Genomic DNA, 26511 nt, shown 5'->3' on the forward strand with positions numbered 1-26511 from the left:
CCGGAGGTGGCCAGGACGGCCGTCGACACGCAGGCGGCCAGCCAGAGCCCGCCCCGGCGCCGGGCGGGCCCGGACCGAGCGGGGACCGAGCCGCGCGGAGCGGGAGGTCGGTGGGCTGAGGAGGCCATCTCTCGGATGGTAGGCGCGCCGCCGCACGGCCGGTCGGGGGCGCGCCGAGGCGGGCGGACGGGGCGGCGGAACGTTCCGCCGTGGCGCCGTAGGCCACCGGGCCGGCCGGTACGGACCGGCCGGGACGATCGCCCGGGCCAACCCGAACCTGACAACGCAGGTGGGCCGCCGGTACGGTTGGCCACGATGAACACCAAGGCTGCTGAGGAGCTGCCGGCGGTCTCCGTGATCATGCCGGTGCTCAACGAGGAACGTCACCTGCGCACCGCTGTCCGGCACATCCTGGAGCAGGAGTATGCCGGCGACCTGGAGGTGGTGATCGCTCTGGGCCCCTCGTCCGACCGTACGGACGAGATCGCCGCCGAGCTGGTCGCCGAGGACCCCCGGGTCCGTACCGTGCCCAACCCCACCGGTCGCACCCCCGCCGGGCTGAACGCGGCGATCCGCGGCTCCCGCCACCCGATAGTGGTGCGCGTGGACGGCCACGGGCTGCTCACCCCTGGGTACGTCGACACCGCCGTCCGCCTGCTCGGCGAGATGGAGGCGGCCAACGTCGGCGGCATCATGCACGCCGAGGGCGAGACCGAGTGGGAGAACGCGGTCGCCGCCGCCATGACCTCCAAGATCGGGGTCGGCAACGCGGCCTTCCACACCGGCGGCCTGGCCGGCCCGGCCGAGACCGTCTACCTGGGCGTCTTCCGCCGTGAGGTGCTGGAGAAGCAGGGCGGCTACAACGAGGAGTTCATCCGCGCCCAGGACTGGGAGCTCAACTACCGCATCCGCCAGGACGGCGGGCTGATCTGGTTCACCCCGCAGCTGCGGGTGACCTACCGGCCCCGGCCCAGCGTGCGGGCGCTCGCCAAGCAGTACAAGGACTACGGCCGGTGGCGCCGGGTGGTCACCCGCTACCACAAGGGCTCGGTCAACCTGCGCTACCTGGCCCCGCCGGCCGCGCTGTTCGGCGTCGTCGCCGGCCTGGTGCTGGGGGCGGCCGTCCACCCCGCCTTCCTGGTGGTGCCCGGCGGCTACCTGCTGGGCATACTCGGCGGTTCGGTGGTCGAGGGGCGCGGGCTCTCCGCCAAGGCCCGGATCCAGCTGCCGGTGGCACTCGCCACCATGCACATGAGCTGGGGCTTCGGCTTCCTCACCTCGCCGCGCTCGCTGGCCCGCCGGGTCATCGACAGCAAGCGCCCGACGCCGATGGACAGCGCCGCGGCCAACCCGAAGTAGTCCGCACCCGGGGTCACCCCCAGGGGCGCGGGGAAGTGCGCGAGCAGCCTGCCGAGGAAGTCGCAGGTCCGGCCGCGCAGTTCCCCGCGCCCTTCGCCATGTCCGGTCCGCCGTCCCCGCTCCGCCAGGTCCGGCCGGTGCGCACCGCTCGGGACATGAACTGCCCGATATCGCCCTCCGGTTGGGCCGTGGCCCGCTATGTTCGGCGGCATGGCGATTTCTGATGGATCATCAGTGCGGATCGAGCCCAGCGCCGACGTGGACGAGCGGGCCGCGATCGGCCCCGGCAGTACGGTGTGGCACCTGGCACAGGTCCGCGAAGGCGCCGAGATCGGTGCCGACTGCATCATCGGACGCGGTGCCTACGTCGGCCCCGGTGTCCGGATCGGCGACCGGGTCAAGTTGCAGAACCACGCCCTGGTCTACGAGCCGGCCGTGGTCGAGGACGGCGTCTTCATCGGCCCCGCGGCCGTGCTGACCAACGACATGTACCCGCGCTCGGTCGACCCGGACGGCAAGCTGAAGCGCGGCGAGGACTGGCACGCCCAGGGGGTGACGCTCCGCCGGGGCTGCTCGGTCGGCGGCCGGGCGGTGCTGGTCGCCGGGGTGACGGTGGGGCGTTGGGCGCTGGTGGCGGCCGGTGCGGTGGTGCACCGCGACGTCCCGGACTTCGCCCTGGTGGCCGGCGTCCCGGCCCGCCGGATCAAGTGGGTCGGCCGGGCCGGCGAGCCGCTGACGGACGCCGGCGGCGGGCGCTGGCGCTGCCCGCGCACCGGCGAGGAGTACGTCGAGACCGACGGGCTGCTGACCGAGGCACCCTAGGGCCAGCCCCGGCCGTTCTCAGGCGTCGCGGCCCGTCGGCCCCGGCTCAGTAGGTGTAGATGTGGCCCTGCGGGTTGACGGTCATGCAGCTCTTGTCGTCGTCCGCGGTGGTGGACTCCACCGACTTCGGCAGCTTGTTCGGCGCCGGCTTGGCACTGCCGGAGGCGCCGCCCGAGGCCGGGTAGCTGGTGCCGCTGGTCCAGTCGGAGCCGATCACCAGGCTGAGCGTCCTGCTGCTGCCGGACTCCTTGAGCGCGTCGGCGGGCAGGTCCAGCGCCGTGGCGATCGCCTGGGCCTGGGCGCTCTGGCCGCTGCCGTAGGTGAGCACGGTGCTCTCCTCCGAGCCGCCGCCGCCGATCGCCGTCGCCTTGCCGAAGCCCGCCTCGATCAGGGCGTCCTTGATCTCGGTGGCGCGGGCGGTGGCGCCGGAGGCGTTCTGGACGGTGACCGCGACCGAGCCCTTGTTGATCTCGCGGGCCGGCGCGGCGGCCGTGGTGCCGCTGGGGGACGGGCCGGCCGAGGCGCCACCCGAGGCACCGTCACCGCCCTTGAGCGACTTGCCGTCGATCGGGGTGTCGGCCAGCAGCATCTTCCAGATCTGGTCGGTGTCCTGCTTGTGGAGCACCAGCCGGTCCGGATCGCTCGGCGCGGTGTCCACCGGCACGGTCAGGCTGGTGGTCCGCTCGGTGGGCACCGAGCGGAGGTCGCTGCCCAGGTCGTAGAGCTTCTTGATGTCGGCGATCGGCTTGTCCACGGTCAACGACTTGGTGGCGGCCTCGGCCAGCGACATCAGCCGGCCCGGGTCGCTCAGCGAACCGTTCTTCTTCAACTGGCGGATCATCGCGCTGAGGTAGAGGTGCTGCGCCTTGGTGCGGCCGATGTCGTCGCCCCAGGCGTCGCGCATCCGCAGCCACTGCAGGGCCTGCTCGCCCTTGATGTAGCTGGTGCCCTTGGGCAGCTTGAGGTCGGTGCCGCCGACACCGGGCTGGTAGCGGTCGTAGAGGTTCATGTTGACGCAGACCGGGACACCGCCGACCGCGTCGGCCATGCTCACCACCCCGGCGAAGTCGACCATCATGTAGTGGTCGATGTCCAGGCCGGTCAGCTTGACCCAGGTGCCGAGCACGCAGCCGGGGCCGCCGCGCGGCAGCGCCTCGTTGATCATCGTGTGCTTGGTGGCGGGGTAGGTGGTCTTGCCGTCCTCGCTGTGACAGGTCGGGATGTCCACCAGGGTGTCGCGGGGGATGCTGATCATCGAGGCGTTGGTGCGGTCGGCCGAGACGTGCAGCAGCATCTGGACGTCCGCCAGGCCGGGTCGGCCCGCGTCGTCGGCGGCTCCGCCGAGTGCGACGTTCGCGGCGGAGCCGCGGCTGTCGGTGCCTATCAGCAGGATGTTCAGCGGGGTCTGCCCGGCGGCGTTGGGCGCGGTCTTGGAGCCCTTGGCGTCACTGAGGTTCTTGCTGCCGGACTGGATGTTGCCGTTGAGGTGCTGGTAGTAGAGGTACGCGGCGCCGCAGCCCGCCACCAGGGTCAGCCCGAGGGCGGCCGCGGTGATCCGTATCCAGCGGCGGCCGCCCTTGCGCCCGCCTTGTCGGGCCGCCGCCTGCCGGGCGGAAGTGCGTCCGCCCAGCTCGGGTATGCCGGAGTCGGCTGAGGACTCGCCGGACATCGGCTCGACGTTGGTCATGACTGGTCAGCTGCCTCTCGTGAATCGGGCCCCCGTCGGCCGCCTCACGGGAACCTACCGGACATCACGAGCTGGACTGAATTTTGTTACATGATCAGAACGTCACTCTTATTCAAGTTTGACTGTGGGTAGAGCACTTCGTTACTTGGCGCACACATCGGTGTCGTCGCCCTGCACCCGCTGGAGGTTCTTCGGGGCTTCGGCCGGTGCCGATGCGGTTCCGACCGCCTTGGTGAAGTCTTTGCCGAGCACCAGTACCAGTGGATCAGCCGTCCCGTACTGGGCGTTCTCCCGTACGGCGCCCGAGGGCAGCCCGAGCGCCGCCGCCAGTGCGGCGGCCTGGTCGGCCCGGCCCGGCGGGTGGGAGATCGTACTGGCCGCCGTCACGTCGGTGTCCCGTCCTGCGGCGGCCCGGTCGAAGCCCCTGTCCTGAAGTGCGGTGACGGCCTTTGCGGCCTGGCCCGCCTGCCCGGTGCCGTTCCGCACCGTGAGCCCGACCTCGGCCGGGTCGACCTGCGGGGTGCCGGGAGAGGCGCCCGAGGGGCTCGCCGCCGAAGGGCCGGCGGACGGCGAGTCCGTGGTGGTGAGCGGGCGGTCGGCCGCGACCAGTGCGAAGAGGCGGTCCGCGTCGGGCTTGAGGAGCGTCAACCGGCCCTCCTGCTCGGGATCGTCGATCACCGGCACGGTGGTGAAGGTGATGTTCCCCGGGTCCACCCGCCGCAGGTCCAGGGCCAGGTTCTTGAGCTTGTCGATGCCCTTGATCTGAGAGTCCACGGTGAGCGCCCTGGTGCCGGCCTCGGCCAGCCGCCAGAGCTTGGCGGGGCTGGTCAGGGTGTCGCTGCTCTTCATCCTGCGGATCATCGAGCCGATGAACTGCTGCTGCAACGGGATCCGGGTCAGATCGCCGCCCAGGCCGACCGAGTGCCGGGTGCGGACGAAGGCCAACGCCTCCTCGCCCTGCACGGTGTGCCGCCCCTTGGCCATCCTCAGATGCGAGCCCGGGTCGTCGATGTCCTTCGCCGCGCAGACCTCGACCCCGCCCACGGCGCTCGAAAGGGTCTTCACCGCTTCGAAGTTGACCATCACGAAGTGGTCGACCCGGATGTTCGTCAGCTTCTCGACGGTCAGCCAGGTGCAGCCGGGGTCACGCCCCGCCTGGCCCAGGCTGGTGTTGAACATCGCCCGGCTCTCGCCCGGGATCTTCTTGGTGCCGTTCCGGCAGTCCGGGATCCGCACCAGCAGGTCGCGCGGGATGCTGATCACCGTCGCGTTGCTGCGGTCCTTGGCGATGTGGAACAGCAGGGTGGTGTCGGCGTGCCCGGCACTGCCCTCGTCGCCGTAGTCGCGGCCGAGGCCCTCGCGGCTGTCGGTGCCGATCACCAGGATGTTCAGCGCGTCCGTGGCGCCGGCCGGCCGGTCGGCCTCGTCGCCGAGGTTCACCTCGACCGCGGAGACGTTCCGGTTGAAGTGCTGGTACGCCAGATAGGCGCCGCCGCAGCCGGCCACCAGGACCAGCGAACCGGCGCCCGCCGTCCACTTGAGGGCGCGCCGGTTGCCGCGCGAGCCTGCCCGGGAGCGGCGGCGGGTGGCTCTGCCGCCGGGCGGGCCGTCACCGGACCGTCGGCCCGCAGTCTCGGCGGACTCCCCGGTCCGGGGGCGCGGCACGGTGGCCGGACGGCGCTCCAGGTCCAGCCGGAACTCTCCGGTGGCCGGGTCGAGCACCCACTGGTCGGCGGGGTCGACCTCGTGCGGAGTTTCGTTCGAAATGCCGCGGCTGTACCGGTTTCCGCTGTTCATCTGGCACACCCTAGACGAGCGGCCACAGCCGAACGCCCTTGGCGGCAAAGGCAGTCCGGGTTGATATCAACCGAAGTCGGACAGAACTACCATACGCCGGAATCGGGTTGTCTTCGGCGGACGTGCCCGTCGGGGCGTCAGTGCATGCTGCACAGGTCCCGGTCGGCGGTGTTGCCCGGCAGGGTCGGACCCGTTTCGGGGACAGCGCTGCCCGATGCTGACGGCGCATTGGAGGATCCGGGGAGCGCGGAGGGCGAGCCGCCCGCCGTCGGCCCGGGGACGGCGCTTGATTCCGTGCCGTCCTCGTTGCCTGCGACCTGGTTCGCGCCGGGGGTCACCGGGCCGCTCGCGGAACTGCTCGGACGGACGCTCGCGCCGGGGACGGCCCCGAGGCTCGGTCCGGGGTTCGTCCGGGGGCCGACGCCGCCGTTCGCTCCGTTGCCCAGGGGGAGGCCGCCCCCGGTGGTGACGGTGGCCCCGGGGCCGGCGTCGGCGGTGGGGGCCGTGGTGGCACCGGGGGCCACACCGGCGGTGCTCGTCGGCGCGAGCGCGTACGGACTCACCGCCACCCTGCGGTCCTCGCGCAGCGCGGCGAACAGCTGGTCGGTCTGCGGCTGGACGAACTGGTCCCGGTCCGCGTTGCCGGGGTACGGGCGGCGCGGGGTGGTGAGCAGCGCCAGGTTCGCCGGCGGGATGTTGCGCAGGTCCTCCGCCAGGTCGTAGAGCGCGCTCAGCTTGCTCAGCCCGGGGTCGGCGGTGATCGAGGAGGTCGCGGCGTCCAGCAGCGGCCAGAGGCGGACCGGGTTGAGCAGCACCCCCTGGGACTGCACCTTGCGGACCAGCGAGGCCAGGAACTGCTGCTGACGCGCCATCCGCTCGGTGTCGCTGCCGTTGCCCAGGCTCTCGCGGACCCGGACGTAGCCCAGTGCCTGTTCGCCGTGCAGGGTCTGCCGTCCGGCCGCCAGGTCCAGCTTGGCGTCCCGGTCGTGGATCGGACTCGGCACGCAGACCTCCACGCCGTCGACGGCGTCCACCATCTTCTTGAAGCCGGTGAAGTCCACGATCAGGTGGTGGTCGATGCGGATGCCGCTGAACTTCTCCACGGCCCGGATGGTGCAGGCCGGGCCGCCCAGCTCGAAGGCCCAGTTGAACTGCATGAACCGGGTGCCCGAGCGGCTGCCGTCGGGCAGCTGGCAGGGCGGCACCGTCACCATCGCGTCGCGCGGGACGCTCACCGCCGTGGCGTGCTGCCGGTCACCCGAGAGGTGCAGCAGGATCGTGGTGTCCGAGCGCTGCCCGCCGTCCGAGCCCGGGGTGCCGTCCGATCCGTACGAGGCGTTGGCACCGGACCGGGAGTCGCTGCCGATCAGCAGGATGTTCAGCGCCTGCCCGGCCCGGGTGTCCCGGCCGGGCCGGTTCGGCTCGTCGCTCTGCAGCCGCCGGCCGGTGACGTCGTCCGTCCCGATGTTGCCGTCCAGCTTGCGGTACGCCAGCCAGGCCAGCGCTCCTGCGCTGACCAGCAGGAAGGCCAGGGCACCGGACATGACCAGCAGAAATCGGCGGCGCCCCCCGCCTTTCGAGGTCGGGGGGCGCTCGCCGGAGTCATCCGTACCGGGGTCGTCCCTGGGGTGATCCGCTGCCATGTCGGGGATGCCTACCCACGTGGCCGGGCGGGCGGGGTCAGCCCAGACGCAGAGTCACCCGTTCGGATTCGATCCGCTTGTCCCACTGGGCTGCCGTCAGATCGCCGGAGTTCCGGCAGAGCACCACCGAGGCGCCGACCGACAGCGGCGCCAGCAGTCCGGCCTCGAGGCCGGCCCAGTCCTGGTACGAGTGGGTGCTGAGCACCCGGCTGCCGGGGCCCAGGCCGAGCCGCAGCGCGCCCTCGCGGGCGAGCTGGACGGTCTGGTCGCCGGTCAGCTTGAGCGGCAGGCCGTCGACGGTGGTCTCCAGCGCCGGGCTGTCCGGGTCGACGGGGGAGTACGGGGCGAAGCGATCGCCCTGTCCGGGCACCTCGGCGGCGTAGTCGAGGAAGCCGTCCGGGCGCTGCGGGAAGCGGCCGCCCAGCGGGCGCAGGGCGAGGGCGACCCGTTCACCGGTGCACGCCTGGGCGGCCTCCAGGCCGTCCGGGCCGCTGATGACCAGGTCGGCGGCGGCCGGGTCGCCGCCGGGTACCGCCGTGACACCGACCGACCAGCAGGCCAGCAGCCAGACGGCGCTCTGCCAGTGCGCGGGCAGCAGCAGGGCGGCCCGGTCGCCGGGCCCGGCGTTGAGTTCGTCCTGAAGGAGGTTGGAGGTTTTGGCCACCCAGTTGTCGAAGGTCTTGGCGGAGAGCTCGACTCTCTCGCCGGTGGCGTCGTCGTAGAAGGTGACCAGGGGACGGGAGGGATCCGCATCGGAGGCCCCGGCGCGCAGGTAAGCGTGCAGCAGCTCGGCGGGGGTGCGGGCGTCGGCAGCGAAAGGCGCAGTCATGGTGCCGTCCAGCCTACGACCTTCCGATAAGCCCCCGAGAGGGGAGGCGCCACCTTGACCAGTGGCATGGCGTCAGAAGTGATTTGCCCTCAATATCCCCTTTATGCGTATCTCTCTCCTCGCAGCCCTCGGTGCGACCGCCGCCGCCCTGCTCGCCCCGCCCGCTGCCGCGGTCCCGGTCGCGGCCAACCCGGTACCGGGGAGCATCACCACCCTGCCACTGGTGCCGTCCCGGCCGGGGGCACAGGCCCGGCCCGCGACACCGGCCGGACCGAGGTCGGCCGACCCGTCCGGAGCAGGCGAGACACGCGAGATCCAGGCCCACGGGACCGGCTCCTTCGCCCTGGTCGGCGTCAGCTGGGACGACCCACAGGTCACTCTTGCGGGTAGCGTCGAGGTCCGGACCCGCAGCGCGGCGACCGGCGCGTGGAGCGACTGGTACCGGCTCGCCGCCGACTCCGAGGACGGGCCCGACCCCGCCGAGCACCCAAGCCGGGGTGCCACCGCCCCGTTCTGGGTCGGACCCAGCGACGGCATCGCCGTCCGCGTGGCCGCCGCCGACGGCCCGCTGCCGGCCGGACTGCGGGCCGAACTCGTCGACCCCGGAACCGACCCCGGTAGTGCCGCGACCCCGCAGTCAGGAGCTCCCGCAGGCCGGGCGGCGCACGGCGCACCCCGCCCGGGGATCGTCACCCGCTCCGGCTGGGGCGCCGACGAGTCGCTGCGCCAGGCCGGGTTCGTGTACACGGGCAACGCCAGGACGGTCTTCGTCCACCACACCGACACCGCCAACGGGTACACCTGTGCGGACTCCCCGAAGCTGATCAGGGCGATGTACCAGTACCACGTGAAGACCAACGGCTGGCGCGACATCGGCTACAACTTCCTGGTCGACAAGTGCGGCACCGTCTACGAGGGCCGGGCGGGCGGGGTCGACCAGCCGGTCCTCGGCGCGCACACCCTCGGCTTCAACGCGAACAGCTCCGGGGTCGCCGCGATCGGTACCTACACCGACGCGTCCGTCCCGCAGGACCAGCTCGACGGCATCGCCAAGATCGCCGCCTGGAAGCTCGGCCTGACCGACGTCGACGCCAAGGGCACCACCAACCTGGTCTCCGCCTCCGACGGCAGCCGCTACCCCAAGGGCCAGTCCGTCGGCTTCAACACCATCTCCGGCCACCGGGACGCCTTCGTCACCGACTGCCCCGGCAACGAGCTCTACACCCGCCTCCCCGGCATCCGGTCCACCGCCGCCCGCCTCCAGGGCAGGTGAGCCGCCGCTCCCTCGTTCCTCCGCCACCCTCGGCCGCCTCCGAGTGGCCGCCGTGTTTCCCCGTCCGGAGGCGGCCGCTGGAACCGCCCGGCTTCGCGCGTATCGTTCAGAACCCCGGACCATGAGCTCCTGCAGGCCGGGAGCGGTCGGAACAGGTCGATGGCGGTCGGACGAGAGGTGGTGGACGGGCATGCCGGGAACGGAACGGCGCTGGCAGCCGGGCTATCCGCTCGACCTGGCCCGCACCCTGCTCCCGCTGCGCCGAGGACCGGCCGACCCCGCGTACCGGAGCAGCGGCGACGGTGCGATCTGGCGGGCCTCCCGTACGCCTGCCGGGCCCGGCACCCTGCGGATCGCCGCCCGCGCGGGCGAAGTGACGGCACAGGCCTGGGGGCCGGGCGCCGACTGGCTGCTCGACCGGGTGCCCGCCCTGCTCGGCGCCGAGGACGAGCCGTCCGGGCTGGTGCTGCCGCCGGGTCCGCTGCGCGAGGCGCAGCGCCGCCACGCCGGGGTGCGGCTGGGGCGGACCGGCCTGGTGCTGGAGTCCCTGGTGCCCGCGATCCTGGAGCAGAAGGTCACCACCGACGAGGCGTACCGGGCCTGGCGTACGCTGCTGCGCGACTTCGGCACGCCCGCGCCGGGGCCGGTGGAGGGGATGCGGGTGACGCCGTCGGCCGGCGAGTGGGCGCGGATCCCGAGCTGGGAGTGGCACCGCGCGGGAGTGGACCCCAAGCGCTCGGCGACGATCCTGCGGGCCGTCAGACTGGCGCCCCGGCTGGAGGAGGCGTCCGCCTTCGGCCACCCCGACGCGCTCGCCCGGCTCACCGCCGTCCCCGGGATCGGCCTCTGGACGGCGGCCGAGACCCTGCAACGTAGCAACGGCGACCCCGACGCGGTCTCGGTCGGCGACTACCACCTCCCCAACCTGGTCGGCTGGGCCCTCGCCGGACGTCCGCGCAGCACCGACGAGCAGATGCTCGACCTCCTGGCCCCCTACGCGGGCCACCGCTACCGCCTGTGCCGCCTACTCCTGCTCACCACCACCCACGCCCCCCGCTACGGCCCCCGCCTCACCCCGAACGACCACCGCCACCACTGACCAGCGCTCAAGGTGCACCCCCCCAGGGGCGCGGGGAACTGCGCGAAACGGAAGGCAGCAAGGCGCACTCGGCCCCGGCAGCGTCAGTTGCACCACCCACCGGGGCCCTCGCGCAGTTCCCCGCGCCCCCGAGAGTTGCCCTCAGGCCCCGAGAGTCGCCTCCTCGAGCCCCGGAGCCCCCGGCGGGCCCACTCAGCGGACGGTGACGAACGCCTCCGCCGTGCGGCCCGGCCGCGTCCTCGGGGCCTCGGCCGGCCGGCCGACGGCGACGGCGCCCATCGGGTCCCACCCGACGGGGAGGTCGAGGACGGTGCGGACGGTGTCCCGGCAGAACATGGTGGACGAGACCCAGGCCGAGCCGTACCCCTCGCCGGTCAGGGCCACCAGCAGGTTCTGCACGGCAGCCCCGATCGCGACGGTGAACATCTCGCGTTCGGCGGCGGCCCGGCGCCCGTCCGGGTAGGCGTGCGAGCCGTCCATCACCAGGCAGGGGACGACCAGGTAGGGAGCGTCGCGCAGCACGTTCCCCCGGGCGGTCCGGCGGGCGATCCTCTCCGCGTCCCAGCCGTCGAGTTCGCGCAGGTCGCGCTGCCAGGCGGCGAGCATCGCGTCCAGCAGCCGGGTCCGGACCTCGGGCGTCTCCAGCAGGACGAACCGCCAGGGCGTGGTGTGGTGCGGCGCGGGTGCGGTGACGGCGGCGGCCACCGCGCGGCGGACCGCGCCGGGATCGACGGGCTCGGCGGTGAACGAGCGGATGGTCCTGCGCAGCGTCACGGCCTCGCGGACGGCTTCGGAGGTGCCGAGCCGGAACATGTCGTCCGCGGCCGAGCGGATCAGCGGGCGGGTGCCGGCGCCGTCCTCGGCGGTGACCAGGTGGCCGAGGCCGCGGACGACCGCGACCGGAGTGCCGGTGGCCTTGCCCTTCACCAGGTCGGCGGCGGCGGCGAGTTCGTCGGCGGTCGCGGTGACGGTCATCGCGAGCTCGTTGCCGTGGCTGTCGGTGCGGCCCCGGTGGTCGTCCAGGACGGGCAGTCCGGCGGCGCCGATGGCGACGTCGGTGAGTCCGTTGCGCCAGGGGCGGCCGAAGGTGTCGGTGATCAGCACGGCGACCCGGTGGCCGGTCAGCTGCTGGATCCTGGCGCGCAGCCGGCGGGCCGAGGCGTCCGGGTCCACGGGCAGCAGCAGGACCGTGCCGGGCGCGGTGTTGGAGGCGTCCACCCCGGCGGCGGCCATCACCAGGCCGTTGCGGTTCTCCACGATCCGGACCGGACCGCGCCGGGCGACCACCCGGACGGTCTCCGCGTCGATCGCGGCCTCCCGGTCGGCGGCCTGCAGGATCCGGCCCTCGGCCTTGCTGACCACCTTGGAGGTGACCACCAGGATGTCGCCGTCCTCGAACTCGCCCGCCTTGGCGATCAGCTCGGCGAGGTCGCAGTCGGCGTCGATCTCGGGCAGCCCGGCGACCGGCAGCAGCCGGATCACCTGCGGACCTGCTCGGCCAGTTCCAGCGCGGCGCGGGCCATCGCGGCCGTCGCTTCGACGTCGGTCATCAGCAGCGGGACCGCCCGGCAGGTGATCCCGGCTGCCTCCACGGCCGGGACGGCGGCTTCGTCCGCGGTGTCCACCAGCCACCCGTCGAGCAGGCCCGCCGGGCGTCCGCCGTCGGGGTCCGAGGCGCTGCCGACCGCACCCCTGGGGCCGTAGTGCCTGGCCACCGCCTCCGCGGTGGTCTCCACGCCGACGGCGGCGAGCACCTTGTCGGCCATCCCGCGCACCGGTGCCCCGCCGATGATCGGGGAGAGCCCGACCACCGGCGCGGCGGCCGCGGCGACGGCCTCCCGGATGCCGGGGACGGCCAGGATGGTGCCGATGCTGACCACCGGGTTGGACGGTGGGAAGAGGATCACGTCCGCCGCGGCGATGGCGTCGAGCACCCCGGGGGCGGGCTTGGCGGTGTCCGCGCCGACCGGCACGATCGCCTCGGCGTCGACGGCGGCGTGCAGCCTGACCCAGTACTCCTGGAAGTGGACCGCCCGGGTACCGGCCTCGTCGGTGATCTTCACATGGGTCTCGACCCGGTCGTCGCTCATCGGCAGCAGCCGGACGCCCGGCTGCCAGCGCACGCAGAGCGCCTCGGTGACCTGGCTCAGGGTGTATCCGGCGGTGAGCATCTGACTGCGCACCAGGTGGGTGGCGAAGTCCCGGTCGCCGAGGCCGAACCACTCGGGTCCGACGCCGTACTCCTTCATCTCCGCCTTGATGGACCAGGTCTCGTCGGTCCGGCCCCAGCCCTGTTCCTCGTGGATGCCACCGCCGAGGGTGTACATCACGGTGTCGAGGTCGGGGCAGACCTTCAGACCGTAGAGGTGGATGTCGTCGCCGGTGTTGCCGATGACGGTGATCTCGTCCCCGGGGGCGACGGCCGCCTTCAGCCCGCGCAGAAAGCGCGCCCCGCCGATCCCGCCTGCCAGTGCCACGATGCGCATGGCCCCATCCTGCCAGGACCTCTGACGCTCCACCGCATCCGCACGACGTCCCGGGGGCGGGGAGGTGACGGTTCGGCGACCTTCCCGGTTCCCCGCGGTCGGCCGGGGTCAGTGGATCTCGGGCTGCCGCTCCGGGACCGGGGTGTCGGCGTACTGGTTCATCTCGACCAGCCCGGGGGAGTAGAGGTGGATGCTGACGGCGGGTTCGAGGGAGGCGTTGACGACCTCGTGCAGGTAGCCGGCGGAGAAGACGCGCTGACCGCCGGGGCGGAGGGTGCGGACGCCCTCGCCGGCGGGGGCGGCCTCGGTCGCGGGCTTGGGGAGGGTGAGGGAGCGCTCGACCAGTTCGCCCTGGACGACCGTCATCACGCCGGAGGACCGGCCGTGGTCGTGGAAGCCGCTGCCCTGACCCGGCAGCCAGCTGAGCAGCCAGACCTCGTACCCGGGCCCGGTCTCCAGCCGGGCGTACCAGCGGGTGAGCGCGTCGTACCTGACCAGCGGTGCCCAGCGGTCGCGGTCGGCGGCGAGCTCGCGGACGAGCTGCGCGTACCCGGCCACGGTGGTGGGGTGCCGGGGCAGGTCGGTGCGGGCGAGGTGGGGGAAGGCGAGCGGGTCGCCGGCGATGGAGACGTCGCTCAGGCCGTCGGCCCAGCCGGGGAGGGTGGACCCGGTCCGGTGCGCGGTGTCGGCGCGGCGCGGCGGGGCGATCCGGGCCAGGTGGTGGCGGGCGAGCTTGCTGCGGTCGCGGTTGCGCTTGCGGATGCGCGGCATTCGCATGGTGATTCCTCGGGCGGCTGGTCGTGGACTGGGGATCAGCCGGATCCGCGGAGAAAGCAGGGGGACTGTCGTCGCGGGCGGCCTCGATGCTCGTGCTGGGCGGCGCGCGGTGGGACGCGGGCGCCTAGATACAGCAGGAACAGAGGCGACAACAGAGCGAGTTCGCGGCACGGCGGAGCGACGCCTGGCGGGCGCTCCGGAGAGTGGCGAACTGCGACATGGAGGCAAGGAGACCGTAAGAAGGTCGACAGTGTCAACCCGAGCCATCCGACATATGGGACAGACTCGCAATGAACCACCAGATGGAGTGATAAATCACCCTCTATGTTTCGATGCGAAGATCGTCGGGAAGGCAGCCGAATGACCTGGCAACCAGGTGGTTGTGCCCGGCGTCCCCCCCTTGAGGGGGTGGTCAGGTTCGCGGTGCTCCGTGTTGACTGCAAGTCAGCGGGCGGACAGTTCCGGGCGATTGATGGCGATCGGAGCAGTAGGTTCCGAATGTCCGGATATGTACACTTGTCGTAGCGCCTTGGTTCCGGGGAGTGAATCCTGGGCCCAATACCAGAGCTCGGCTTGACTGGGCCAGAGTGACGCACATGTAATTTCACTCGTGTCGTTCCGCCGCTCCAGGCAACGGCAACACCACGGGGACGCCAAAAGGGGCAGAGGAGGCGCGCCAAATGAGCGAGCTCTTTGAGCTGTTGATCGGTGCGGGCATCGAAGAGGAAGAAGAGGAACTCGGCTGGCAGGAGCGGGCGTTGTGTGCCCAGACCGACCCGGAGTCGTTCTTTCCGGAGAAGGGCGGATCCACCCGCGAGGCCAAGAAGGTCTGCCTTGCCTGCGAAGTCCGTTCGGAATGCCTCGAATACGCGCTCGCTAATGACGAGCGTTTCGGAATCTGGGGCGGCCTCTCCGAGCGCGAGCGCCGGCGGCTGAAGAAGAGCGCGGTCTGACGCACACCGCCACCGCAGTACTCCGGGCCGACTGCCACGGGGCACGGCCGCCGCCACGACCGACGCTGTACCGGCCGGGTCCATCACAGCAGTTCTGCCAGCGCCTCACCGGGACGGTGGGGCGCTTTCGCATTCCCGAACACCGTCTGGACGGACTCCGGGAGCAATCCCGCCATCGGGAGCCGTTAGTGTGGTGGGCCACCCGGATGCCTGGCATCCGGGCCGCGCGCCGCCGCCCGGCCCGTACTCCACGGCCCATCAGGACGGCATCGCACACCACCCGCCGTCCACCGGCTGCGTCCACTGGCTGCGTCCACTGAGAACTTGGGGCCCGCGCACTCGATGACCGTCTACAGCCACCAGAGCGGTTTCTCCGCCGCCAGGCCGCCCGCGTACCCGCGCCATCTGGTCACCGCCGTGATCGTCTCGCACGACGGAGCCCGCTGGCTCCCGCAGGCGACGGCGGGTCTGCTCGGCCAGGACCGGCAGGTCCAGCGCATCCTCGCCGTCGACACCGGCTCGACCGACACCTCGCCGCAGCTGCTGCAGGACACCCTCGGCGACTGGCTGCCCGACAGCGGTCCGCTGATCCTCGGCCGGCGCGCCGGATTCGGCACCGCCGTGGGACAGGCCGTCGCGAGCGCGCCCCCGCTGCGGCCCGAGGACCTGCCCTACAGCCTCGACCCGTCCGGCTACGACCCGGTCACCGGGGGCTGGGACGACTTCGGCGACCCGCTCGGCGCCCAGGACGACCTCGGCCGGGGCGGCCCCCGCGAAACTCGCCCGATCGAGTGGCTCTGGCTGCTGCACGACGACTGCGAGCCGCAGACAGACGCCCTGCGCCGCCTGCTCCAGGTCGCCGACTCCACCCCCAGCGCCGCCGTGGTCGGACCCAAGCTGCGAAGCTGGTACGACCGCAGGCAGCTGCTGGAGGTCGGCGTCAGCATCGCCCGCTCCGGCCGGCGCTGGACCGGCCTCGACCGCCGCGAGCAGGACCAGGGGCAGCACGACCAGGTCCGCCCGGTGCTCGCCGTCTCCACCGCCGGCATGCTGGTCCGGCGGGACGTCTTCGAGGAGCTCGGCGGCTTCGACAAGGCCCTGCCGCTGATGCGCGACGACACCGACTTCTGCTGGCGGGTCAACGCCGCCGGCCACCGGGTGGTCATCGCCCCCGACGCGGTCCTGCGGCACGCCGAGGCCGCCAGCCGCGAACGGCGCGCCATCGACTGCGGACCGGCCCACCCGCACCGCGTCGACAAGGCCGGCGCCGTCTACACCCTGCTCGCCAACTCCAAGGGCGTGCTGCTGCCGTACGTCCTGCTCCGGCTGGTGATCGGCACCCTGCTGCGGGTGATCGCCAACCTGGTCGGCAAGGACCCGCGCCAGGCCTTCGACGAACTCGCCGGCCTCGGCCACGAACTGGTCCGGCTGCCGCGGCTGCTGGTCGCCCGTAAAAAGCGCAAACGGACCAGGGGCGCGGACTCCCTCGACGACCGCACCCTCTTCCCGGCCCCCGGCGCCACCGCCCGCCTCGCCGTCGAACAGGCCATCAGCTCCCTCGGCATCGGCACCACCGACGGCTCCGGCGCGGGCCGCCACGGCTCCGTCGAGTCGGGACCGGGCGACGACGACAACGACGACCTGGTGGTCGAGCAGTTCGCGCTGATCAAGAAGCTGGCCAGGCGCCCCGCGCCGCTGCTCTTCACCGCCCTGCTGCTGTTCGCCCTGGTCGCCTGCCGCAGCCTGCTCGGCAGCACCGGCAGCCTGCTCGGCGGCGCCCTGCTGCCCGCGGCCGACGGCGCGTCGGGCCTGTGGAACATGTACGCCGACTCCTGGCACCCCATCGGGACCGGCTCCACCGCCACCGCACCGCCGTACCTCGCCGTGCTCTCGGTGCTCTCCTGGCTGCTGTTCGACCACGCCGACCTGGCGATCACCCTGCTCGTGGTGCTCTCCGTCCCGCTCGCCGCGGTCAGCGCCTACCTGGTCTCCCGGCCGCTGATCGGCTCCAAGCTGGTCCGCGCCTGGGCCAGCGCCAGCTACGCCCTGCTGCCCGCCGCCACCGGCGCACTCGCCCAGGGCCGGATCGGCACCGCCGTCCTCGCCGTCGTGCTCCCGCCGCTGGCCCGCGCCGCCGCCGTCACCGCCGGACTCGGCATCCGTACCGAGACCGCCGCCCGCGGCGGCCGCCCCGGCTGGCGCAGCGCCTGGACCACGGTGCTGATGCTCACCATCGCCACCGCGTTCGTCCCGCTCACCTGGGCCATCGCCGTCCCGCTCAGCCTCGCCGCACTGCTGTTCGCGGTGGTGCGCGGCGGCGCCTTCGGCTCCGGCCTCAGCGCGGTGCGGCTGCTCGGGCTGCGCGTCCTGGTGATCCTCGGGGTGCCCGTACTGGTGCTCGCCCCCTGGTCGGTCCAGGTGCTCACGCACCCGTCCAGGCTGCTGCTGGAGGCCGGACTGCCCGGCTTCAACGGGCACGCCGCCACTCCGCTGGGACTGATCCTGGTCAACCCGGGCGGCAGCGGCGTCCCACCGGTCTGGCTCTCCACCGGTGTGGTGCTCGCCGCCCTCGCCGCCCTGCTGCGCGCCGACCGCCGCCGCGCGGTGCTCGCCGCCTGGGGCGCGGCCGGCGCCGGGCTGCTGTTCAGCGTCGCCGTGGCCGGGACCACCGTCACTCCCGCCTCGGGCGGGCCCGGCACCGCCGCCTGGGCCGGACCGGCCACCCTGCTCACCGGGGTCGGCCTGCTCGCCGCCGCCGCGATCGGTGCGGACGGCGCCAACGCCCGCGTCTCCGGCATCGCCTTCGGCTGGCGCCAGCCGGTCGCCGCGCTGGTGCTGGCCACCGCCGTCCTCGCCCCGCTGGGTACCGCCCTCTGGTGGTCCGTGGTCGGCGCGGACTGGCCGCTGCGCCGCGGCGACGCCACCCAGGTCCCCGCCTTCGTCGCGGAGGAGGCATCCACCAGCGACCGCTCCCGCACCCTGGTCCTCGACGGCGACCGGCGCGGGGTCGACATCCGCTACAGCCTGGTCCGGGGCGCCGGACTGAGCCTCGGCCAGGCCGAGTCCACCGTGAACAGCGACGACGCCGCCCGGAATAGCCTGACCAAGCTGGTCGGCAGCCTGCTCGCGGGCTCCGGCGGCGACCAGGCCAAGGTCCTGGCCGGGTACGGCATCGGGTACGTCGAGACCAAGGACCCGCTGACCGACAAGGCCAAGGACGTCCTGGACACCACCCCGGGCCTGACCAGGCTCAGCGAGGAGAACGGCACCGCGCTCTGGCAGGTCAGCGGGGCGGTGGCCACCCGGGCGGTCATCACCAGCCCCAAGGGCGCGCCGGTCTCCGTGCCGGCCGGTGAGCACGACATCTCCACCACGATCCCAGCCGGTCCGGCCGACCGGGTGCTGCGCCTGGCCGAGAGCGCCGACCCCGACTGGCAGGCCACCCTCGACGGCACCGCCCTCGAACGCGTCACCGTGGACGGCTGGGCCCAGGGCTTCAAGCTCCCGGCCGCCGGCGGCCGCCTGGACGTCACCCGCGACAGCAGCCTGCTGCACAGCGGCTGGATCTGGGTCCAGCTGCTGCTCGGCACCACCGTCCTGGTGCTCGCCCTGCCCGGACGCCGCAACCACAACGACGACGACCTGCCCGACGAGGTGGTCGCCGCCCAGGCGCTGCCCGCCGCCCAGGCACCCCCGCCGGCGCCCGGCAGCCGCCGTGCCCGCCGCCTCGCCGAGCGCGGCGAGGGCGAGGGCGACGAGCCGGAGACCGGCGTGTACGCAGCGTCGGTCCCGGCCCAGCCCTCCGGCGAGCCGACGACCGCCGCACCCGCCGCCGACCCGGGCCAGTACACCCAGGAGCAGTTCCAGCAGGAGCGGTTCCAGGACCAGTACCAGCAGGCCGACCCGTACAGCCAGGCCGATCCCTACACCTGGGACCAGTACAACCAGCCGGTGGAGCAGCAGTACGGACAGCAGCCCTACCCCGACCAGCCCGCCGCCCAGCCGCAGTACGGGCAGCAGCAGCCGCACCAGGACCAGTACGGCGGCCAGTACGGCTACGAGCCCTACCAGGGCTACCCGGAGGCCGAGCAGCCGCAGCAGGCCTGGGCGCCGGGGCAGCAGCCCGAGACCTACTACGACCCCAACGACCCCTACGGCACCGGTGGTCACCCGCACCACAACGGAACGGGGAGCTGACCCGAGCTCATGAAGAAGCCCAGCCTCAAGGCCCCCGGCCTGAAGAAGCCGTCCTTCGGCAAGCCCGGCACGTCCGGCGAGCCCGGGGAGAGCGCCGCGGAACCGGTGGCGGCGAAGCCCGCCGCGAGCCGGCCGTCACCCGGCGTCGGTCCGCGCACCGGCATCTCGCTGCTCGCGGCGGCGGCCGTACTCGCCGCCGCCTTCGGGATCGCCGAGCTGCGCTCGCCGGCCGCCCCGGTCGGCACCGCGAACGCGGGCGGCACGACCTCCGAGCAGGTCGAGCGGACCTCGCTGGTCTGCCCGGCACCGTTCCAGGGCGTCACCGGCAGCACGGACCTGACCCTGTTCACCCCGGCGGGCGGCTCGGCGAGCGGCGGCAGCGCCTCGCTCACGGACATCGGCAGCCAGTCGGCCGCGCCGTCGGACTCGGCCTCCGCCCCGGCCACGCCCTCGGGCTCCCCGTCGGCGAGCCCGTCCGCCTCGGCCGCCGCCTCCGCCCCGGGCGGATCCGGCAGTGCCAGGCTCTCGCTGAGCAAGGTCGGCGTCCCGGCGACCGGCAGTGCGGCCTCCGGCGACACCCCGCCCGCCGCCACCGCCGTGGCCGGCGGCGCCTACGCGCCGGGCTTCACCGTCAGCGAGACCACCACCGTCACCGACTCCCGCACGGCCGGCCTGTCCGGCGTCGGCTGCGCCCCGGCGGGAACGGACTTCTGGTTCGCCGGCGCCAGTACGGCGAGCTCCAGGACCGACTACGTCAACCTGGTCAACGCCGACCCCACCGCCCCGGCCGTGGTGGACCTCAAGTTCTACGGTGACAAGGGCCAGATCGAGGTGGACGCCGCGACCGGCCTCACCGTCGCCCCCGGCAGCACGCAGTCGCTGCGGCTCTCCTCACTGGTCAAGGACCCGGTCACGGACCTCGCGGTGGAGGTCGTCGCCCGCAGCGGCCGGGTCGGCGCCGCCCTGCACGCCATCGACGAGGGCAAGGGCGCCGACTACCTCCCCGCGTCCGCCGCCCCCGCCCCCACCCAGGTGCTGCCGGGCCTGCCCGCCGACACCGCCTCGGCCCGCCTGGTGGTCGCCGCGCCCGGGGACGACGACGCCGACCTGAAGATCCAGGTCTCCGGCAAGAACGGCTGGTTCACCCCGGCCGGGCACGAGACCATCCACGTGAAGGCCGGGATGATCGCCGCCGTCGACCTGCAGCAGGTCACCCGCGGCGAGGTCGGCGCACTGCGGCTGAGCCCGAGCGACCCGGCGCACCCGACGCCGGTGGTGGCCGGACTGCGGGTCGACCGCACCCAGAACGGCAAGTCCGACGCCGCCTGGATCAGCGGTAGCGCCCCGGTCGGCAAGCGGGCGAGCATCGCCGACAACCGGGCCGGCGCGTCGACCCTCTACCTCACCTCGACGGGTGACGCGGCCACCGTCCGGGTGACCTCCTCGGCGGGCAGCGGCGGAGGCACCCCGGTGACCAAGGAGATCCAGGTCCCGGCCGGTGCGACGGTCGGTCTCGCGGCGCCCGAACCCGGCGGCCTGAACGGCGTCTTCGGCCTCACCGTGGAGACCGTCTCGGGCGGTCCCGTGGTGGCCGCCCGGATGCTCGCGGTGAACACCAAGGACATCCCGATGTTCACCGTCCAGGCACTCACCGACGACCGCAGCACCGTCCAGGTCCCGCACGCGGTCCAGGACCCGGCCGTCCTGAACCGCCCCTGAGCGGCCCCTCCAGGGGCACGTCCGAAGCGGCCGGGAGCCGATCGGAGCACCGCGCGGGGACCCCGCCACGAAGCAACCGGGTCCCCCGCGCGGTCTCCCGTGCCCGCAACCCGCCCGTACTCGCAGCTCGCCCGGTCGCGGGCGGAACCGGTTCAGTCCTCGTCGTAGCGGGGGTCGATCGCGTCGGGGGAGAGCCCGAGGAGGTCGGCCACCTGCTCGATGAGGACCTCGTGCACCAGCGCGGCCCGCTCGTCCCGCCCCTTGGCGCGGATCTCCACCGGCCTGCGGTAGACCACGATCCGGCTCTTGTTCCCCTGCTTCGCCGGGATCAGCCGGCCGAGCGGCACGGCGTCCGGCTCCGGCGCGCCCGGCTCCGGCAGCGGCACCTCCTGGACGGCGAACTCCACGTCCACCAGCTGCGGCCAGCGCCGCTCCAGCCGCTCCACCGACTCGCGCACGTAGTCGTCGAACAGCTCGGAGCGGGTCAGCGAGATCGGCACCTGAGGCGGTGCCAGCGGCCCGCGCAGGCCGCGGCCGTGTCGGTCGCGGTGCCCTGAGCGCCGTGACGGACCTGTCGGCTCTGCCGATGAACGGTGTGCGGAGCTGTCCATATCAGTACCGAGCGTAGTCCTCCGGCGCCCGGAAGTGGACCACCCCGACGGCCCTGCGTCGGCGACACACGACACTCGGCAGGGGGAGGGTCTTCGCGGCCCGGTCAAGAGTGCTGTACCGTCCACCCTCGTGAGCTCTGTACGCCGTTGTTCGCGGACCGCGTGCGGCCGACCGGCCGTCGCGACGCTGACGTACGTCTACGCGGACTCCACCGCCGTCCTCGGGCCGCTCGCCACCTACGCCGAGCCGCACTGCTACGACCTGTGCGCCGAGCACGCCGAGCGCCTCACCGCCCCGCGCGGCTGGGAGGTGGTCCGCCTCGCTCCCGACGCCGGGCCGCTGCGCCGCACCAGCGACGACCTCGAAGCGCTCGCCAACGCCGTCCGTGAGGCCGCCAGGCCGCAGGAGCGCACGCCCCGTCAGGGCCGCAGCCCCGAGGGCGATCCGACCGAGGTCGGCCGCCGGGGGCACCTGCGGGTGCTCCGTTCTCCGGACAACTGAAGGTCTACCGCCTCCGGTCTTGCGGAGTTCACCTGGACCGCACCACGGCCCGGTACGCTGCGCTACGTCCTAGTTCCCAACATTCTGGTGGAGCGGTTGTGCGTGACCTGACGCAGCTGGTGAAGGCGTACGACGTCCGGGGTGTGGTGCCGGATCAGTGGGACGAGTCCCTGTCACGGGCGTTCGGCGCGGCCTTCGTACAGGTGACGGGCGCTTCGGCCGTGGTGGTCGGTCACGACATGCGGCCCTCCTCGCCGTCGCTGTCGCGGGCCTTCGCCGAGGGCGCGGCCTCCTACGGGGCGGACGTGGTCGAGATCGGCCTTTGCTCGACCGACCAGCTGTACTACGCGTCGGGATCGATGGACCTGCCCGGCGCGATGTTCACCGCCTCGCACAACCCGGCCCAGTACAACGGGATCAAGATGTGCCGGGCGGGCGCCGCCCCGGTGGGGCAGGACACCGGCCTGTCCGAGATCCGGGAACTGGTGGAGTCCTGGACCGGCGCCGACGGTGCCCTCGCCATCCCGCCGGCCGAGGTGAAGCCGGGCGAGCTGTCCGCCGTGGACACCCTGCGCGGCTACGCCGACCACCTGCTTTCGCTGGTCGACCTGACCGCGATCCGGCCGCTCAAGGTGGTCGTGGACGCGGGCAACGGCATGGGCGGACACACCGTGCCGACCGTGTTCGACGGGCTGCCGCTCGACCTGGTTCCGCTCTACTTCGAGCTGGACGGCACCTTCCCCAACCATGAGGCGAACCCGCTCGACCCGAAGAACCTGGTCGACCTCCAGGCCAAGGTGGTCGAGGTCGGCGCAGACCTGGGCCTGGCCTTCGACGGTGACGCCGACCGCTGCTTCGTGATCGACGAGCGCGGCGAGCCGGTCTCCCCGTCCGCGATCACCGCGCTGGTCGCCGCCCGGGAGATCGCCCGCGCCAAGGCGGCGGGCGAGGAGCAGCCGACGATCATCCACAACCTGATCACCTCCTGGACCGTGCCCGAGGTCGTCAGCGCCCTCGGCGGCAAGCCGGTCCGCACCCGGGTCGGCCACTCCTTCATCAAGCAGGAGATGGCCGCCACCGACGCGGTCTTCGGCGGCGAGCACTCGGCGCACTACTACTTCCGCGACTTCTGGCGGGCCGACACCGGCATGCTCGCCGCCCTGCACGTGCTGGCCGCGCTCGGCGGGCAGGACGGCGCCCTGTCGGGGCTGACGGCCGAGTACGACCGCTACGCGGCCTCCGGAGAGATCAACTCCACCGTCGCCGACCAGGCGGACCGTGCCGCAGCCGTCCGGGCCGCCTACGCGGACCTGGAGGGCGTGAGCGTGGACGAGCTCGACGGGCTGACCATCGCCGGTGCCGACTGGTGGTTCAACCTGCGGGCCTCCAACACCGAGCCGCTGCTGCGCCTGAACGTCGAGGCCAAGGACCCGGCGAAGATGGCCGAGGTCCGGGACGCCGTCCTCGCCATCGTGCGCGGCTGAGCCCGCCCGGGAACCCGGTGAGCGCGAGGCTATGACCTTGCGGGTGCCCCGGCCGGTAGGGTTGCCACCGGCCGGGGCACACCGCTGTTCCGACCCTGCACGACCGGGTTCCGGAGAACCGCCACGACCGGGTTCCCGGGAAACCGCCATGTACCGCCATGTACCGCCAAGATTTGCCGAGATCCGCCGAGAACCGTGGAGCAGAACGTCCATGAGCCTGCCGTCCTTCCTGCTGGAGATCCTGGTCTGCCCCGAGTGCCATTCCGCCCTCGCCGAGTCCGGCCAGGACGACGAGCACGAGCTCCGTTGCACCGGTGAGACCTGCGGCCTGATCTACCCGGTCCGCGAGGGCATTCCGGTGCTGCTGGTGGACGAGGCCCGCCGCCCCTCCTGACACCCCGTCCGATGTGAGGCCCACTGGGAGGCCAGCCGCATGTTCGACGACACCCTGCTCGACGATCCGGCCGCCCTCCAGCGCGCCGACCGCGACCACGCCCTGCTCGCGCTGGCCGGGACCGGAGCCCGGGTCCGTACCGCCCTGCGGCTGGCCGACGTGGCCGGTCTCGCCCGACTGCGCCCCGACGGCCGCCCGCGCACCGTCCTGGTGGCCGGCCACGGCAGCACCCTGGCGGCGGGGACGGCGGCGGCCGCGCTGGCCGTCACCGGCTGCCAGGTGCTCCTGCTGGCGCCCGGCGACGCGGTACCGGTCGAGCGCGGCGAGCTCGGGCCGGCGGCCTTCACCAGCGGCATGGTCTGGCAACTGCCGGGCTGGGCAGGCCCGTTCGACCTGGTGGTGATCGGCTCCGCGCAGGGTGGCGAGCAGGGTCTGATCAGCCTCGCCGAGCAGGCGTACGCGCGTGGCTGCGCCGTCGTGGTGATCACCCCGGAAGGCAGTCTGCTGGCCGAGGCCGCGCTCCAGGTGCGCGGCCTGCCACTGCCCTACGTCCCGTCGGCCTCGTTCGGCCTCCCCGAAGACGAGCCGCGCGCGGCCGGGGACGAGCCCGACCTCCCCGCCGAGGACCCGGGGGCGCTCTGGGCGCTGCTGGCACCGCTGCTCGCGCTGACCGAGAAGGTCGGGGTCACCCAGCTGCCCCCGGGTTCGCTGGAGGCCGCCGCCGACCGGCTGGACGAGGTCGCCGTGCGCTGCCGCCCGGACGCCGCCGGCTACCTCAACCCGGCCAAGGAGCTGGCCGGCCGGATCGCCGGTACCGTCCCGCTGGTCTGGGCCGAGGGCGCGGTGGCAGGCGCGGCGGCCGAGCGCTTCGCCGCGATGCTGGCCGAGCGGGCGGGCCGTCCGGCGCTCACCGGGCTGCTGCCCGGCGCGATCACGGCCCACCGGGGCATGTTCGTCGGCCAGTTGGCCTCGGCCGCCGCCGATCCGGACGACTTCTTCCGGGACCGGGTCGAGGAGCCCGACCCGCTCCAGCTCCAGGTGCTGCTGCTCCGGACTCCGGGGGAGAACGACGGGGAGAACGGCGGGGAGAACGGCGGGGGGAACAACGGCGGGAACGGCGGCGGGAACGGTCGGGAGGGCGAGCAGAGAGCAGCCGGGCGGCCGGGCGGCCACAGCGTCCTGCGGGCCCACCGGCTCGCCGAGGCGCACGAGGTGCGGCTCACCGAGTACAGCAGCGGCCGCCCCGACCCGCTCCAGGCGCTGGCCGAGCTGATCGGTCTGACCGACTTCGCCGCCGTCTACCTGGGCCTGGCCTCCTCCTCGGGCTGAGAGCCGGGTCGACCGCGAGCCCGGGGCACCGGTCGGGTCATCTGACGTGCGGCCGGGGGAGCGTCCTCATCGCGGTCGCCGCCGCCCCCTGACACCGCCTCGGGATACTGTGTGCGGTCATCAGACCGAGCGAGGGGCCGGGGCAACGGCCCGGTCGGAGGGAGAGCGGAACCGGGTATGAGTACCGAAGGCGGTACCAAGGCACTGGTCGCGGCGCTGTCCGCGAACCTGGCGATCGCGGCGGGCAAGTTCACCGCCTTCGCCTTCACGGGATCCTCGTCGATGCTCGCCGAGGGCGTCCACTCGGTGGCCGACTCCGGCAACCAGGTGCTGCTGCTGGTCGGTGGCAAGCGGGCAGCCCGTGCCGCGGACCAGGAGCACCCCTTCGGGTACGGCCGCGAGCGGTACATCTACGGCTTCCTGGTCGCGATCGTGCTGTTCACCGTCGGTGGCCTGTTCGCCTGCTTCGAGGGCTACGAGAAGATCAGGGAGCCGCACGAGCTGGAGGGCTGGCCCTGGGCCGTCGGGGTGCTGGTCTTCGCCATCCTGATGGAGGGCTGGTCCTTCCGTACGGCCTACCGGGAGGCCTCGGCGATCAGGGGGGCGCAGAGCTGGCCCGAGTACATCCGCCGGGCCAAGGCGCCCGAGCTGCCCGTCGTGCTGCTGGAGGACACCGGCGCGCTGATCGGCCTGGTGCTCGCCCTGTTCGGCGTCGGCCTGACCGTCCTCACCGGCAACGGGATCTGGGACGGCATCGGCACCCTGAGCATCGGCGTCCTGCTGGTGGTGATCGCGGTCGTGCTGGCCCTGGAGACCAAGTCGCTGCTGATCGGCGAGTCCGCCGACAAGACGGTGGTCCGGCAGATCCGTGACGCGCTGGTCGACCACGACTCCGTCACCGGGGTGATCCACATGCGCACCCTGCACCTGGGGCCGGAGGAACTGCTGGTCGCCGCCAAGATCGGGGTCAACGCGGAGGACAGCGCGGCCCAGGTCGCCCAGGCGATCGACGCCGCCGAGGTGCGGGTCCGCCGGGCCGTGCCGATCGCGCGCGTGATCTACCTGGAGCCGGACATCTACAGCGAGGAGAAGGCCGCTGCCGGCCCCGACCCGGAGGCCACTCCCGGTGGTCCGGGCCCGGACCGCCACGCCGACGGCGAGACGGACGGCCACTGACCGAATCCGCTCGTACCGATCCGCCCGCGCGGGCCGTCGGTGTAGATTCGTCACCAGAGCCAAACGTCGCTGCTGATGGCGGTCGATTCGGTGACACGGTCGTCGTACCGTGCGTACCGGTCGAGGGAGAGAGGTCCTCCGACGGATTGTGCCGCAGCAGAGCGCCGAGCCGTCGGGCACTCTGCCGCCGAGCACACCCGAAACCAGAGACCTACGCGCAACCCCACGCAGCGAGGAGCTGACGCATGTCGTCGAACACCACCGGTGACTTCAAGGTCGCCGATCTGTCCCTCGCGTCCTTCGGGCGCAAGGAGATCCAGCTGGCCGAGCACGAGATGCCCGGTCTGATGTCCATCCGCGAGGAGTACGCCGCC

21 protein-coding genes are annotated in these 26511 nt (G+C 73.1%); 13 read left to right on the forward strand and 8 right to left on the reverse strand.

All coding sequences use genetic code 11. The annotated features are described in order from the left end of the window. The first annotated feature begins 315 nt into the window (after positions 1-315). Both UK12_RS26495 and UK12_RS26500 read left to right on the forward strand, forming a co-directional pair. A complete protein-coding gene (locus UK12_RS26495; RefSeq protein WP_045305681.1) occupies positions 316-1359 on the forward strand; it encodes a glycosyltransferase family 2 protein in 1044 nt (347 codons plus the stop codon). A 210-nt stretch (positions 1360-1569) separates the two neighbouring features. Further along, positions 1570-2181: an acyltransferase gene (locus tag UK12_RS26500; RefSeq protein ID WP_045305695.1), complete on the forward strand. Its 612-nt coding sequence runs from the start codon at positions 1570-1572 to the stop codon at positions 2179-2181. A gap of 46 nt (positions 2182-2227) precedes the next feature. Here the strand turns inward: UK12_RS26500 and UK12_RS26505 are convergent, their stop codons facing one another. The 4 genes from UK12_RS26505 to UK12_RS26520 form a co-directional block, all read right to left on the reverse strand. After that, positions 2228-3868: an LCP family protein gene (locus UK12_RS26505; protein WP_052682175.1), complete on the reverse strand. Its 1641-nt coding sequence runs from the start codon at positions 3866-3868 to the stop codon at positions 2228-2230. Positions 3869-4009: 141 nt separating this feature from the next. Beyond that, a complete protein-coding gene (locus UK12_RS26510; protein ID WP_045305682.1) occupies positions 4010-5665 on the reverse strand; it encodes an LCP family protein in 1656 nt (551 codons plus the stop codon). Positions 5666-5802: 137 nt separating this feature from the next. After that, positions 5803-7209 (reverse strand): LCP family protein, encoded by a 1407-nt coding sequence (locus tag UK12_RS26515; RefSeq protein WP_063838325.1) that lies wholly within the window; start codon positions 7207-7209, stop codon positions 5803-5805. Between the two features lie 136 nt (positions 7210-7345). Further along, positions 7346-8137, reverse strand: a complete 792-nt coding sequence (locus UK12_RS26520) for a TIGR03089 family protein (RefSeq protein ID WP_045305683.1) — start codon at positions 8135-8137, stop codon at positions 7346-7348. Between the two features lie 103 nt (positions 8138-8240). Between UK12_RS26520 and UK12_RS26525 the strand changes: the two genes are divergently transcribed. Both UK12_RS26525 and UK12_RS26530 read left to right on the forward strand, forming a co-directional pair. Then, the gene (locus UK12_RS26525) at positions 8241-9410 is read left to right on the forward strand and encodes a peptidoglycan recognition protein family protein (protein ID WP_045305684.1); all 1170 of its coding nucleotides are present in this window, start codon (positions 8241-8243) and stop codon (positions 9408-9410) included. A gap of 190 nt (positions 9411-9600) precedes the next feature. Next, positions 9601-10509, forward strand: coding sequence for a DNA-3-methyladenine glycosylase family protein (locus UK12_RS26530; RefSeq protein WP_045305685.1), 909 nt, complete (start codon positions 9601-9603; stop codon positions 10507-10509). Positions 10510-10701: 192 nt separating this feature from the next. Here UK12_RS26530 and UK12_RS26535 read toward each other — a convergent pair whose 3' ends face one another. From UK12_RS26535 to UK12_RS26545, 3 genes are all read right to left on the reverse strand, one after another. Then, a complete protein-coding gene (locus UK12_RS26535; RefSeq protein WP_045305686.1) occupies positions 10702-11991 on the reverse strand; it encodes a coenzyme F420-0:L-glutamate ligase in 1290 nt (429 codons plus the stop codon). Continuing rightward, positions 11988-12995 carry a 2-phospho-L-lactate transferase gene (cofD, locus tag UK12_RS26540; RefSeq protein ID WP_045305687.1) on the reverse strand — a complete coding sequence of 336 codons (1008 nt, stop codon included), beginning with the start codon at positions 12993-12995 and terminating at the stop codon, positions 11988-11990. The genes UK12_RS26535 and cofD overlap by 4 nt, the downstream gene beginning before the upstream one ends. Positions 12996-13103: 108 nt before the next feature. Further along, on the reverse strand, positions 13104-13772 hold the full coding sequence (locus UK12_RS26545) for a cysteine dioxygenase (RefSeq protein WP_197085192.1): 669 nt from the start codon (positions 13770-13772) through the stop codon (positions 13104-13106). Between the two features lie 680 nt (positions 13773-14452). On the opposite strand from UK12_RS26545, the gene UK12_RS26550 reads away from it, so the two are divergent. From UK12_RS26550 to UK12_RS26560, 3 genes are all read left to right on the forward strand, one after another. Further along, the gene (locus tag UK12_RS26550; protein ID WP_045305688.1) at positions 14453-14725 is read left to right on the forward strand and encodes a WhiB family transcriptional regulator; all 273 of its coding nucleotides are present in this window, start codon (positions 14453-14455) and stop codon (positions 14723-14725) included. 324 nt (positions 14726-15049) lie between these two features. Beyond that, on the forward strand, positions 15050-18922 hold the full coding sequence (locus UK12_RS26555; RefSeq protein WP_156178943.1) for a glycosyltransferase: 3873 nt from the start codon (positions 15050-15052) through the stop codon (positions 18920-18922). A gap of 9 nt (positions 18923-18931) precedes the next feature. Beyond that, complete coding sequence (locus tag UK12_RS26560) at positions 18932-20641, forward strand: DUF5719 family protein (protein ID WP_082119975.1); 1710 nt, start codon at positions 18932-18934, stop codon at positions 20639-20641. Between the two features lie 152 nt (positions 20642-20793). Here the strand turns inward: UK12_RS26560 and UK12_RS26565 are convergent, their stop codons facing one another. Beyond that, complete coding sequence (locus UK12_RS26565) at positions 20794-21141, reverse strand: metallopeptidase family protein (protein WP_331386667.1); 348 nt, start codon at positions 21139-21141, stop codon at positions 20794-20796. A 241-nt stretch (positions 21142-21382) separates the two neighbouring features. Between UK12_RS26565 and UK12_RS26570 the strand changes: the two genes are divergently transcribed. The 6 genes from UK12_RS26570 to UK12_RS38475 all read left to right on the forward strand — a co-directional run. Further along, on the forward strand, positions 21383-21754 hold the full coding sequence (locus UK12_RS26570) for a DUF3499 domain-containing protein (protein ID WP_045305690.1): 372 nt from the start codon (positions 21383-21385) through the stop codon (positions 21752-21754). A gap of 98 nt (positions 21755-21852) precedes the next feature. Then, a complete protein-coding gene (locus UK12_RS26575) occupies positions 21853-23238 on the forward strand; it encodes a phosphomannomutase/phosphoglucomutase (protein WP_045305691.1) in 1386 nt (461 codons plus the stop codon). Positions 23239-23449: 211 nt separating this feature from the next. Next, entirely contained in the window at positions 23450-23632 is a 183-nt protein-coding gene (locus tag UK12_RS26580) for a Trm112 family protein (protein WP_045305692.1), read from the forward strand. Positions 23633-23671: 39 nt separating this feature from the next. Then, positions 23672-24961 (forward strand): SIS domain-containing protein, encoded by a 1290-nt coding sequence (locus UK12_RS26585; protein ID WP_045305693.1) that lies wholly within the window; start codon positions 23672-23674, stop codon positions 24959-24961. Positions 24962-25138: 177 nt separating this feature from the next. Continuing rightward, the gene (locus UK12_RS26590; RefSeq protein WP_045305694.1) at positions 25139-26137 is read left to right on the forward strand and encodes a cation diffusion facilitator family transporter; all 999 of its coding nucleotides are present in this window, start codon (positions 25139-25141) and stop codon (positions 26135-26137) included. Between the two features lie 245 nt (positions 26138-26382). Then, the coding region (locus UK12_RS38475; RefSeq protein ID WP_156178945.1) for an adenosylhomocysteinase at positions 26383-26511 on the forward strand (129 nt) is incomplete at its 3' end.

The sequence above is a fragment of the Saccharothrix sp. ST-888 genome (genome assembly GCF_000955975.1).
Classification (GTDB): Bacteria; Actinomycetota; Actinomycetes; order Streptomycetales; family Streptomycetaceae; genus Kitasatospora.